Genomic DNA, 12,164 nt, shown 5'->3' on the forward strand with positions numbered 1-12,164 from the left:
GGTGGTCCTCGCGTCAGTTGCCGTTGGCGACGAGCAGGCGGTCGGCCGCGTGGAAGCGCTGGCGGATGGCGCCCGCGATGCCGGCCGCGTCCAGCCCCGCCGCGCCCAGCAGGGCGGCCGGGTCGCCATGCTCGATGAACAGGTCGGGCAGTCCCAGCATCAGCAGGGGCCGGTGGATGCCGGCCGCGGCCAGCGTCTCCGCGACGGCCGCCCCGGCGCCGCCCATCACGGCGCCCTCTTCCACCGTCACGAGCCGCGCGTGGTCGCGCCCCAGCGCCGCCACGAGTTCCGCGTCCAGCGGCTTCACGAACCGCATGTTGGCGACGGTGGCCCCGAGTTCCGCGCCCGCTTCCAGGCTGGGCGCCAGCATCGTGCCGAACGCGAGGATGGCGATGCCGGACCCGCGCCGGCGCACCTCGCCCCGGCCGAACGGCAGCGCGTCGAGCTCGGGCGCCGGGACCGCGCCGGGTCCGGGCCCGCGCGGATAGCGCACGGCCGCGGGGCCCGGATGGCGGTAGGCCGTCGTCAGCATGCGCCGGCACTCGGCCTCGTCGGACGCCGCCATCAACACCATGTTCGGCACGCAGCGCAGGTAGGCGATGTCGTAGTTGCCCGCGTGCGTGGCGCCGTCCGCGCCGACGAGGCCGGCGCGGTCGAGCGCGAACGTCACGTCCAGGTTCTGCAGCGCCACGTCGTGGATCAATTGGTCGTAGGCCCGCTGCAGGAACGTGGAATAGATCGCGACGACCGGCTTCATGCCCTCTGCGGCGAGTCCTCCCGCGAACGTCAGCGCGTGCTGCTCGGCGATGCCCACGTCCACGTAGCGGTCGGGGAAGCGCTGGGCGAAGCGCACGAGCCCGGAGCCTTCGCGCATGGCGGGCGTGATGCCGACGAGGCGCGCGTCGTGCGCCGCCATGTCGCACAGCCAGTCGCCGAAGACGTCCGTGTAGGCGGGCCGGCCGCGCGGCGCGTCGGGCAGGCCCTGGGCCGGGTCGAAACGGCCCGTGCCGTGATACTGCGTGGGCGCGGCCTCCGCGCGCGCATAGCCTTTGCCCTTGCGCGTGACGACGTGCAGCACCTGCACTCCGGTGCGGCGCCGCGCCGCGTCCAGCGCGGGGATCAGCGCGTCGAGATCGTGGCCGTCGACAGGCCCCGCATAGCCCAGGCCGAACGCCTCGAACAGCGACGCTCCCGGCGCGACGCGCCCGGCCACCAGGTCGGCCAGGTGGCGGTCGAGGGCGCCGACGGCGGGCGAGATCGACATGCCGTTGTCGTTGACGACGACGAGCAGGCGCAGGCCGGGGGCGGCGCCCGCGTTGTTCAGCGCCTCGAACGCCATTCCTGCGGACAGCGCGCCGTCGCCGCAGACGGCCACCGCGTGGCGGCCGTCGCCCCGCAGTTGCGCGGCCAGCGCCATGCCGAGGGCGGCGGACAGCGCCGTCGACGAGTGCGCGGTGCCGAACGTGTCGTGCACGCTTTCGCAGCGGCGCGGAAAGCCGGACAGGCCGCCCGCCTGGCGCAAGGTGTGCATCTGCGCGCGGCGTCCGGTCAATACCTTGTGGCCATAACTCTGGTGACCGACGTCCCACACGATGCGGTCGCGCGGCGTGTCGAACACGTAGTGCAGCGCGATCGTCAGTTCCACCGTTCCCAGGTTCGACGCGAGATGGCCGCCCGTGCGCGCCACCGTGTCGATGAGGAAGCGGCGCAACTGCCGCGCCAGCGGCGGCAACTGCGCACGCGGCAGCGCGCGCAATGCGGCGGGATCGTTGATTGCCTCGAGCAGGTCCATGCGGTCCTCCATGCGGCTTGCGACAGGCAGCGCTGGCGACCCATTCTAGATCATCCGGACCATCCGTTCAGATATGCGATTCAACCGTGCGCCACCCTCTTCCGAGCTATGGTAAGCGCGCAAAATCTCCGTAGAAATCGCCTGCCGTCATCCCTTGGCCGGCAGCAGGGCCAGCAGGGCCTTGAGCGCATACAGCACGGCCAGGGCGCCGAGCATGTCGCCGGCGGCCATCACGGCGAAGCCGCGCGCCAGGTCGACGCGGCCGTCGTGGAGCCAGAACCACAGGTGGTGCATCAGGGGACTGGCCACGCCGAACAGCGGCACGAGCAGCAGCAGCCGGCGCGACGTCAGGTTCGCGAGCGACGCCTGCATGCCCAGCACGCGCAGCGCGAACAGGTACACGAGGTAGGGCGCGAGGGCCGAGCTGATGCCGCCCGCGAGCGCGCGCAGGGGTTCGCCCGGATACACGTGGTAGACGCCCTCCCACCACGACGCCAGCAGCACCCCGACGGCGCCGGGGAGGCCCAGCAGCAATGGGCACAGCAGCCGGGCACCGGCCGGCAGGTAGATCCAGCCGATCCCGCGGCTGAATTCGACGTTGGGAAAGAGCCAGTCCTGCAGCCGCGCCAGGCCGAGGTAGAATGCCATGGAGCCGACGACGCCGGCGCACGCGAGAGCGGCCCGCGCGGCGGCGGCGCGGCCGCTGTCGTCGCATGGTGGTTGGAGGGGCGGCATGGCGGGGACCGTTGGCGTATGGACGGATGGAGTTCGGCAGGCACTCGCATTATAATCTGCGCATGAGCAAAACGACCCGGCCCGCCGACATCTATCTGCGCTTCCTGCAACTCGCCGAAGCGTTGCGCGGGCTGCCCTCGCTCCCCTCCCTCGACCCGCTGGAAGAACGCATCCTCGGCACCGTCGCGCGCGCGATGCAGGACGGCCAGCGCCTGTGCGTGCGCGACATGATGGCCAAGAAGGAGCTCGGCGCGCCCGCGACGGTGCACAACCGCCTGACGTCGATGCGCGAAAAAGGCTGGATCATGCTGACCGACACCGAAGACACGCGGCGCAAGCAGGTCACGCTCACGCAGGCGGCCCTGGCGCATTTCGACAAGCTGTCGAAATGCATGGTCAAGGCGGTCGAAAAGACGGGCTGACGCCGGCGCCGCCCGTCGGCGCCCGGCCCCCCGGGACGCCTTCCGCTCAATCCCCCGCGGTATAGGTATAGACGCGCTTGCGCTTGGACGCGATCGCCGGCCGGATGCGCTGCGGCGAGATCGCCACGCTGGCCCCGGCGGCGCCGTTGCCGCCCTTCTGCACGGCGCCCAGCACGACCGACACCGCCTTGCCGCCGATCGGCACGCTGCTGGCCTTGACGGGCGACGGCGGCAGGCCGCCGCCCACGAAGAGCGACGAGCGCGTCCCGCCGCACAGGCCCGGCACGTTGATGGCGCCGGACGCGTTCAGCAGGTTGACCCAGTAGCCGCGCGCCTCGCCCAGCGACGTCGAGCAGCTGGCGCCGTCGGGCGGGATCGGGCGGTTGGTGCTGAACGTGACCATGCCGCTGGCGATCAGCGCGGACGTGACCACCTGCTCGCCCTTGCCGTACTGGTTCAGGTTCATGTACCAGCCCTTCGAGGTCGAATTCGGCAGGATCTTCGCCGTCGCGCAGTCCGTCGTCGTGCTGTAGTCCGTCATCGCGTCCAGGTTCGTGGCCGCCGTGCCGGTGGGCGCCGTCAGGTCGTCCACGTAGACGTAGAAGCGGTTCAACACGTCGTCGTACGGGTATTGCGATTGCAGCGGATGTTCGCGGTCGCCGCTGCCCAGCGCGGCGTAGACCTTGCCCTGGGTCGCCAGCAAGGCCGGGGCAAACAGGAATTTGCGCCCGCCGCCCGCCGTGTACGCGACCTTGCGCGACGTCCACGCGTCCGGCGCGGCGGGCGTCTTGCCCGCGTAGCTGGTCACGAAGTCGATGCGGTAGATGTTGCCGCCCGTGTCGGCCGCGTAGGCGTAGTCGGGATAGCCGTCGTTGTCGACGTCGACGAGGGCCACGTCGGCCGCCACCGCGCGGTCGGTCTGGAACGCGTTCAGCACGCTGCCCGTGTCAGCGTTCAGCACGTACACGAAACCGCCCTTGCCCGTGCCGCACGCGGGCGACGCCGTGTCGGCGTCTTCGCAGGCATCGTAGCCGCCGCCCACGACCAGCACGGGCGTCGACAGCGAATAGCCCTTGAGGAAAGCGACGTTCGGCGTCGACCACGTCTGCCCGACGCCGGACATGCCGGCCGTGCAGCCGGTGTCGTCGCCCAGGTGGGGGCAGCCGGCCTTCCACTTGAATGCCGGATGGTCCGGATTGGTGACGTCCAGGGCGTACAGCATGCGGCCGCCGCGGCGCATGGTCGGGAAGATCCAGACCTTGGAGTTGTTGGCGTTCTGGTACAGGCCGATCGAGCCGTCGAAGAAATAATCCTTGGGTGTCGGCGTCGGGGTCACCGTGGCCGTCAGGTTCGGATAGCTCACGAGCGGCGAGTTGTCCATCAGGCGCTGCAGGCGGCCGAAGAATTCGGGCGCGACGAACGACCAGCTCTCGACGCCGCTCGCGGCGTCGACGGAATGGAGCGCGCCGTCGTTGGCGCCGTAGAACACGCGCACGCCCGTCGTGCCGCCGTAGTTGACGGGGAGCGGGCGCGAGTGGATCACGTCGCCGTGGATCGACGGCCGCGTCGTCGCCGTGCTGCCGGTGCCCTTTTCGTTGTTGACGTCCGCGCCCCGGATGAAGTCGACGAGGTGGTCGGACAGGCCCGAGTTCGTCGTGTTGAACGTGGCCAGGCTCGCGCCCGCCAGGGTCAGCATGTTGCGGTTGACGGCTTGGGCCCCGCTCCACGCGCCGGCGACGTTACCCTGGCGCAGGATCTCGGCGGCGCCGCCCTTTTCCACCTGCGGGCCGTCCGGCAAGTCCGAATACGGGCTGGCGCCGGCCGAGGCGCAGGCGCCGGCCGGGTCGGGATTGATCCCCAGCCCGCTCCAGTAGCTGCCCGAGTCCGACGTCCAGTAACTGGCCGCGCACGGCGTGACGAAGCCCGTCAGCGTGTTGACGGCGATCTTGCCGTTCACGTCGCCCAGTTCGATATCGGCGCCGCTGTTGATCAGCTGGTAGCGCTTGAGGTTGCCGAACCAGCGCGGGTGCGCGTCCGGGTCGGGGCGGAACATGCCGATGAAGACCTGGTTCTCGTTCTGCGAGCGGTTGGTCGCGTTGACCGGCAGGCTGGTCGAGGCGAACGTCGTGTTCACGGCCTGGATCTCGATGATGATCTGGCGCAGCGCGTCGAGGATCGCCTGCTCGTTCTTGGCCGCGAAATACTTGCCGCCGCCGGCCTTCGCCATGCTCATCAACAGGGCCGTCTGGGTGGCGTTCGGCTGGGCGTTGTAGACGTCGATCGTGTACGTCGTCACCGGCGAGCGCACGGTCGTCCCGGTGACGGGCACGCCGCGGTCGTGCAGCAGGCGCGCCCATTCGTCGGCGTTGCGCGGGCCGGTGTCCGGCGTCGTGGTGCCGGTCGGGACGTCGGTCAGCACGGTGTTCGTGCCGACGACGTTGTACGCGCTCGTGCCGGCCGGGCAGGATGCCAGCGTGGTGCTGGTCGGCGTATTGTTGTACGTGCAGGTGATGTTGGCGCCCGTGCACGACGACGCGTAATCGGACGTCGACGCCGGCGGGCTCGAATAGCATTGCGACGTCATCCCGAGGTTCGTCGTCGACGTGTACGCCGGCGTGGTGGCGTTGCTGACGGTCGTCGGCGTCACGGTCTGCGTGACCGTGTACTGGCGCTTGGCCGTCGCCGCCTGCGTCACGGTCACCTGGCGATAGCCGGAGCCCTTGCAGCCGCCGGCATTGTCGGACAAGGCGCCCGAATACGTGCAGGTGCTGTTGGCCGGGCAGGACTGGCCGCCGAAGTCGGTCGTCGTCGCCGGATTCCAGTTGCCCGTCGCCGTGCCGACGCCCGTGTAGCAGCCCGCGCCCTTCCCGTTCGGATCCTCGCTGGCGGTGGCGCTGCTCGTCGTCGTCGCCGCCGTGCCGACCGCCGCGCCGATCGAATAGGTGCAGCTGTAGGTCGTGGTCGTCGTCGTGCTGCCGCTGCTCGTCGTCGCCGTCGACGGGCAGCTCAGGTTGCCGTGGTCGGTGTCCGACACGTCGGCGGCCGACGCATAATAGCCGGACGTCGTGCCGGTCGACGTCGTGATCGTGCCCTGCACGGGCTGGCCGGGGGTCGTCGTGGCCGGGTGGTAGACGGATTGGGTCACGGTGTACGACAGGCTGCCGGCCGGGCAGGCAATGGGCTGGGTGTTGGCCGTCGCGGAACCGATCGAGCAGCCTTCCGTGTAGGCGTCGCACTGGGTCGAGAACGCGCCGATTTCCCCCGTCGCGTCGGCCGGATTGGCGTAGCACGCGCCCGTCACGCCCACGTTCGTGCTCGTGGTCGTGTTCTGGGTCGAGAAGTTCGGCAGGCCCAGCTGGCTGATCGTGCTGCCGTTCAGGGCGTTCAGCGCCGCCGTGTTGGCCGCGCTGTCGCTGGACGGCCCGCTGGCGTTCGGATTGCCGATGAAGATGACGAAGCTCTTGCCGCACGTGTTCGCGGCCGTCAGCGGCGACAGGAACTTGGAGTACGGGGTCGTGTAGCCGCCGCTGTCGGCGATGCTGGCGATGACGGCGTTCGGCGAATAGGCATCGGCGCCGGCGAAGTAGTTGTACACGTCGTACATCAGGTCGCCGTACGGCGTGTTCGAGTTGCGCTTCTCGTCCGGCGACGTGACGTTGCTGTAGATGGTGCCCAGCTGGCTCGTGAAGTTGGCCTTGGCCGTGCTGTCCAGCGGCCGGATGGCGGAGCGGATGAAGCCGCCGTCGTCGTTGGCATTGCCGCCGGTGACGAATTCCATCAGGCCCATGCTGACCGTGCTGTCCAGCGTCGGCAGCAGCGTGCTGATCGCGTGCGCCTCCGACTGGCCCTGCTGCAGGCCGCCCGGCCATTGCTGGCTGTGGCGCGACCAGTTCGACGTGTTGTCGAGCACGATCAGGATGCGCGGATTGACGGCGCTGCCGGCGGACGCGCCGGTGAAGATGTCGATGTCGTCGGCGGCCGCGCGGATCGGCAGGCCGGCAAGGCTCGCGGACAGCGCCAGCGCGACGGCGGCGGCGGGACGGGAACGGGTCATGGGCTTGCTCCGGGTTGCGGACAGTTGGTGGCGACGTCGTCCCTGGCGATGCGCACGGCGACGCCCTGGACGACCTTGACGGAGGCCTGCGTCGCGGTGTCGGTGGCGACGGCGCTGACGTCCCAGACGCTGTTGTCGCAATCGGAATTGCCGTCGGCCGCGCCGGCCACGCCGAAGTTCTGGCCGGCGCCAACCGCGCAGCCGGCGTCTTCGGCATCCTTCAGGTCGAGGTCGGAATTCTTGATGGCCTGCACCTTCACGCAGCTCGGCGCCGGGCTGAGCGCGACCTTGATGTCGGTCTTGCCGTCGCCGTCCGTGTCGACGCAGCGCGTGTTCGGACCGTCGCACGGATTGCTCAGCGCGGCGGACGGCGTCGTCGTGAATTTCGGCGAACTGATCGTCTCTTCCAGCACGGCGTGGGCGGCGGACAGCGTCTGGTCGCGCCGCTGCATATTGCCCACCACCTGCATGTTCGAGTTGCCCAGGTTGACGCTGGCCAGCGCCAGCATCGTGAGCAGGAGCAGCATGATGAGGGCGGTCACCAGCGTGATGCCCTGCTGGCGGCGTGGATAAGTCATTCCTGTTTCCTCCCGACCGGATTCGCCAGGGTCACGAACGTCTGGAACACGTGGCGCTTGAAGCCGTCCTTGAACGGGCCCGCCGTGCGCGCGTTGCCGTCGGCCCCCGTGCCCAGCCGGTACGTCTTGGTGTCGACGAAGCCCGGCGTCGGGCTGGGGCTGCGCGCCAGCACGTGCAGGCGCACGGCGACCACGTTGCGCCAGTTGGACGCGGCACAGGCCGGGAGGGCGCAGCCGTTGGCGCTGCCCGGGGCGGTCGTGTACAGGCCGACGGTGCCGTCGCCGGTCGTGTCGATGCCGTATTCGAACTGCACGTTCTCGACGCCCTCGACCAGCGGCACGATCGTCTGGAAGGTCAGCTCGCCGTCCACGTAGCGCAGCTCGGCCCGTTTCAGCGTGGGGATCTTGTCGCCCGGCTTGTCGTTGTTGGCGACGAAATAGATGTGGGTCTGGAAGCGGCGCGTCACCGCCGGCGTGCCGCTGCCGGCCGTCGCGCTGCAGTCGCGCTGGTGGCGCGTCAACTGGGCCGGGTCGACGTCGAGCGCATACCAGTCGGCCGGATTCGCCGACCCCAGCTCGCTCGCGTTATTGCACAGCGACGCCTGGAACAGCGGCCCCGCCGGATCGTTGGCGCTGCAGTTCGGGTCGCCGGTGACGCAGGCGCGCGTGTGGCGCACGACGATCAGCGCGGTGCCCGTGCGCACGTCGGACACGCAGGACGGCAGCGCGTCGCCGACGTCGAAGCCCTGCACGTGCAGCGGCAGCATGGCCTTGAGGGCGGCCAGCGTCGCGGCGCACGGGTCGGGCACGGCGGCCGGGTCGGGCAACTGGGTCGGGTCGAATTCGCCGTAGAAGCCGGCGTTGCGCAAGTCGCCGGCGAGCAGGTCGACGGCGTAGCGGCCGCTTTCGATCTGCTGGTTGGCGCGCTCGATCTCGGCCTGGGCGCGGCTGTTGTGGTAGAACAGCGTCACCATCGCGAGCACGATGAACAGGCCCATCGTGACGGACACGAGCAGTTCGGGCAGCGAAAAGCCGGCGGCGCGGCGGAGGGGCGGAAGTTTGGCGGCCATCATGGTTCCTAGCTGCAGCTGGGCAGGCCGATCGTCACCTGCACGGCGATCGCGCGCCGGTTGGCATCCGGGCCGTACAGCTTGGCGCCGCAAGTAAGCGACGACGCCCGGGTCTCGTGCATGCCCTGCCACGCGACGGTGATCCGGTAGACGCCGGGCTGGCAGACGCCGGCGGTCGTGTCGGGCGCCTGCACTTGTTCGACGCAGCCGCGCGCCCCGTTCATCGCGCCGCTGTTCGTGCCGGTCGACGTCTGTTCGGCGGCGCCCTGGAGTTCGTGGCTCCATTCGCACAGGTCGCGCGCGGCGCCGATGGTCAGCGTCGTGCAGTCGGCCGCCGGGCTGTCGCCCGTGCCCAGCGGGGCTGTCGTCACGTAGTCGGCCGCATTGGCCGGGTTGCCGAGCAGGCGCGCGCGCAGGTCGTCCAGCAGCACGACGGCCTGGGCCCGCTGGTACGCTTCGATCGAACCGACCTGCATCTTGGCCTGCAGCGCGGCGATGCCGAGCAGGCCGAAGGCGAGGATGACGACGGTCACGAGGACCTCGACGAGGCTGAGGCCCGCGCTGGCATGGGGTCGCGGCTGGCGCTTCATGTCAGCACCCCGACGCCTGCATGCGCGGGCGGCCGCTCAGGTCGACCTGCACGCAGCGGTGGCTGGACGCGCCGTCGACGGCGATGTCGAACGACGGCGCCGTATCGGTGGCCACCCGGCCGTTGGGCAGGTACACGACCGAGTCCGGGCCCGTGATCGTGCCGCCCGTCACGGGGCCGTGGTTGGCGACGGGGTGGCCCGTGTCGGACGGGTTCGGAATGGTCCAGCCGGCCTGCCAGCCGCCCGTGACCGGCTGCAGGGTGACCTGGGTGTCGCGCTTGATCGCTTCGCTGCGCGCGAGCAGGAGGGCCGCGAACAGGTCCGTCGTCGTGGCGCGCGCGCGCTGCGTCGCCACCAGGCTCTTGAACGCGGGCGCGGCCATGCCAGCCAGGATCGCGGTAATGGCCACGACGGTCAGGAGCTCGATCAGCGTGAAACCGTGGGCCGGGCGCCGGGTCACCATAGGCTGGACGGCGTGCGGGCGCCGCTGTTGTCGATGGTGAGCACGCTGTCGCCCGCCTGGCGCGCCCCCTGCGGTCGGGCCGTGACCGTGAACGACGGCGGCAAGGCGTCGGGCACGTCGATGGTGATCGAATAGTTGGACGCCACCTGGTCCGGCACCGGCATGTTCAGGGCGGACGTCGTGGCGGCATAGCTGTGCGCGTCGGCGAAATACTGCGTCTGCGCCTGCGCCAGCGACAGCAGATAGGCCTGGGCCGCCGCGCGGTTGCCGCGCACGATATACGCGCCGTACGCCGGGAAGGCGATGGCGGACAGGATGCCGATGATGGCGACGACCACCATCAGCTCGATCAGCGTAAAGCCCCGCGCGCGGGACCGGGGGATTCGGTTGGACATGGTGAGCCTCTTCGTGCCACGGATTGGCGGCATGGGACGAGCTTACATGTTGCCGCATGGAAATTCTATCACAATGTCGCAATTTGTCGCATATGTACGACATGCTTTCGAACATTACGGTGGCGTCATCGTCGTCCACGGGTGTTCCATATTCCGCGCCGGGTGGGTACGATGGCGCGATGAACATCGCCACGCACCCCCAGCCATGGGCTACCTCGAAATCCTGCTGCGCCTGACCGCGTCCGTCCTCGTCGGCGGCGTGATCGGCCTGGACCGCAACCTGCACGGCAAGCCGACCGGCATCCGCACCCTGGGACTCGTCAGCCTGGGCGCCTGCGCGCTGACCCTGGCCTGCGCCGACTTCCTGGACGGCAATGGCCAATCGGACCCGGCCGCCGCCAGCCGCGTGATCCAGGGCCTCATCACGGGCATCGGCTTCCTCGGCTCCGGCGTGATCATCCGCGACAACGGCAGCGACCGCGTGCGCGGCCTGACGACGGCGGCGTCGATCTGGATCACGGCGATCCTCGGCATCCTGTGCGGCATGGGCACGTGGCCGATCGCCGCCATCGCCCTGTTCCTCGTGTTCGTGCTGTTCGTGTTCGGCAAGCCGGTCGAACGGGCGCTGCACCGGCGCTGGCTGGACAAGCCGGCGGAGGAACAGCGCGCGATCGACCTGCACGAGGAATGAACGGTCAGCCCTGCTCCGGCGCCGTCGACGATGCCGGCGGCGTGACGGGCAGGCGGACCGTGAAGACGGTGCCGACGCCGGGCTTGGACGCGACGTCGATGCGCCCGCCGTGCTTGTTGACGATGCTGTACGACAGCGACAGGCCGAGGCCCGTCCCGCTGCCCACCGGCTTCGTCGTGAAGAACGGTTCGAACACGCGCTTGAGGTTGTCGGGCGCGATGCCGCAGCCGTTGTCGCTGATCTTCACCCACACCCAGCCGTCCTGGGCGCCCGTCGCGATCGTGATCACGCCGCGGTTCTGGATGGCCTGGGCGGCGTTGACGAGCAGGTTCATGAACACCTGGTTCAGCTGCGACGCGAGGCACTTGATTTCGGGGAGCTTGCCGTAGTGCTTCTCGACCGTCGCCTTGTACTTGATTTCGTTGGCGACGATATTCAAGGTGGTGTCGAGCCCCGCGTGCACGTCCGCGTACTGCCAGTCCGTCAGGCCGACGTGGGAAAAATCCTTCAGGGCCTGGACGATGTCCTTCACGCGCTTGAGGCCGTCCATCGACTCGCTGACCAGGTCCGCGATGTCCTCCTTGAGATAGCCGAGGTCCGCCTCGCGGCCGATCGCTTCGATCCGCGCGGCCAGCGCCGAGCCGGGCGCCGCCTCGTTCACCGCCGCGCCGTAGGCGTCCACCACGGACAGCAGGGTGCCGACGTAGTGCCGCAAGGTCCCCATGTTCGAGTTGACGAAGCCGATCGGATTGTTGATCTCGTGCGCCACGCCCGCCGCCAGCTGGCCGATCGATGCCATCTTTTCCGATTGCAGCAACTGGTCGTGGGCCTCGGAGAGGCGCGCGATGAGCTGCTGTTGTTCCTGTTCCATGTGCTTGCGCACGGTGATGTCGGTCAGCGAGCCGATGACCTCGAGCGGGGTGCCGCGGTCGTCGCAGATCAGGCGCAGGCGGTCGTGCATCCACAGGAATTCGCCGCTCGCGGCGCGGAACCGGTATTCGTACGTCTTCTCGCCTTCCACGAACAGCTGGGCCAGGCTGGAAAAGATGTTCGGCGCGTCCTCGGGATGAATGTGGTCGAACCAGAAATTCGGGTCCGCCACCATATCTTCGGGGCGATAGCCGAGGACGTTATACGCGTTGTTGCTCACGAACGTCATCTTGAAGTCGCCGCTGGGCACCATGGCGTAGATGATGGCCGGCGTGTTGTCGATCAGGTATTGCAGCCGGACCAGCGGCGACGTGGCGGCGGCCGGCGCAGGCGCTGGGCTCGACGTCAACGATTCGAAAACTTCAAATTCCATGGCGGTGGCTCGGACGTAAATCGGTAATTCTATTATCCGGAGGAAACGCCGAGAATTGGGACTTTATTGAA

Annotated in this window: 11 protein-coding genes; 2 read left to right on the plus strand and 9 right to left on the minus strand. The window is 69.3% G+C overall.

What is annotated here, in order from left to right; all coding sequences use genetic code 11:
- Positions 1–13 precede the first annotated feature (13 nt).
- Both dxs and ISF28_RS23645 read right to left on the minus strand, forming a co-directional pair.
- On the minus strand, positions 14–1,792 hold the full coding sequence (dxs, locus tag ISF28_RS23640; protein WP_198119617.1) for a 1-deoxy-D-xylulose-5-phosphate synthase: 1,779 nt from the start codon (positions 1,790–1,792) through the stop codon (positions 14–16).
- A 147-nt stretch (positions 1,793–1,939) separates the two neighbouring features.
- Complete coding sequence (locus ISF28_RS23645; protein WP_229519332.1) at positions 1,940–2,527, minus strand: hypothetical protein; 588 nt, start codon at positions 2,525–2,527, stop codon at positions 1,940–1,942.
- Between the two features lie 62 nt (positions 2,528–2,589).
- Between ISF28_RS23645 and ISF28_RS23650 the strand changes: the two genes are divergently transcribed.
- Complete coding sequence (locus ISF28_RS23650) at positions 2,590–2,949, plus strand: winged helix-turn-helix domain-containing protein (RefSeq protein WP_198119618.1); 360 nt, start codon at positions 2,590–2,592, stop codon at positions 2,947–2,949.
- A gap of 46 nt (positions 2,950–2,995) precedes the next feature.
- On the opposite strand, the gene ISF28_RS30940 is transcribed toward ISF28_RS23650, so the two are convergent.
- Genes ISF28_RS30940 through ISF28_RS23680 form a run of 6 tightly spaced genes read right to left on the minus strand, consistent with a single transcriptional unit; the run spans position 2,996 to position 10,099 of the window.
- Positions 2,996–7,003: a pilus assembly protein gene (locus tag ISF28_RS30940; RefSeq protein WP_198119619.1), complete on the minus strand. Its 4,008-nt coding sequence runs from the start codon at positions 7,001–7,003 to the stop codon at positions 2,996–2,998.
- The gene (locus ISF28_RS23660; protein ID WP_198119620.1) at positions 7,000–7,581 is read right to left on the minus strand and encodes a PilX N-terminal domain-containing pilus assembly protein; all 582 of its coding nucleotides are present in this window, start codon (positions 7,579–7,581) and stop codon (positions 7,000–7,002) included. The genes ISF28_RS30940 and ISF28_RS23660 overlap by 4 nt, the downstream gene beginning before the upstream one ends.
- Positions 7,578–8,651, minus strand: coding sequence for a PilW family protein (locus ISF28_RS23665; RefSeq protein WP_198119621.1), 1,074 nt, complete (start codon positions 8,649–8,651; stop codon positions 7,578–7,580). Before ISF28_RS23665 ends, ISF28_RS23660 begins: the two co-directional genes overlap by 4 nt.
- Before the next feature lie 8 nt (positions 8,652–8,659).
- Positions 8,660–9,241 carry a type IV pilus modification PilV family protein gene (locus ISF28_RS23670; protein ID WP_198119622.1) on the minus strand — a complete coding sequence of 194 codons (582 nt, stop codon included), beginning with the start codon at positions 9,239–9,241 and terminating at the stop codon, positions 8,660–8,662.
- Position 9,242: 1 nt separating this feature from the next.
- Entirely contained in the window at positions 9,243–9,704 is a 462-nt protein-coding gene (locus ISF28_RS23675) for a GspH/FimT family pseudopilin (protein ID WP_198119623.1), read from the minus strand.
- Positions 9,698–10,099: a type IV pilin protein gene (locus tag ISF28_RS23680; RefSeq protein ID WP_198119624.1), complete on the minus strand. Its 402-nt coding sequence runs from the start codon at positions 10,097–10,099 to the stop codon at positions 9,698–9,700. The genes ISF28_RS23675 and ISF28_RS23680 overlap by 7 nt, the downstream gene beginning before the upstream one ends.
- A gap of 205 nt (positions 10,100–10,304) precedes the next feature.
- Between ISF28_RS23680 and ISF28_RS23685 the strand changes: the two genes are divergently transcribed.
- Positions 10,305–10,790, plus strand: a complete 486-nt coding sequence (locus tag ISF28_RS23685; protein WP_198119625.1) for an MgtC/SapB family protein — start codon at positions 10,305–10,307, stop codon at positions 10,788–10,790.
- Positions 10,791–10,794: 4 nt separating this feature from the next.
- Here ISF28_RS23685 and ISF28_RS23690 read toward each other — a convergent pair whose 3' ends face one another.
- A complete protein-coding gene (locus tag ISF28_RS23690) occupies positions 10,795–12,093 on the minus strand; it encodes an ATP-binding protein (protein ID WP_198119626.1) in 1,299 nt (432 codons plus the stop codon).
- Positions 12,094–12,164 lie beyond the last annotated feature (71 nt).

Origin of the sequence: Massilia rhizosphaerae (assembly GCF_016093545.1) — a bacterium.
Lineage (GTDB): Bacteria > Pseudomonadota > Gammaproteobacteria > Burkholderiales > Burkholderiaceae_D > Telluria > Telluria rhizosphaerae.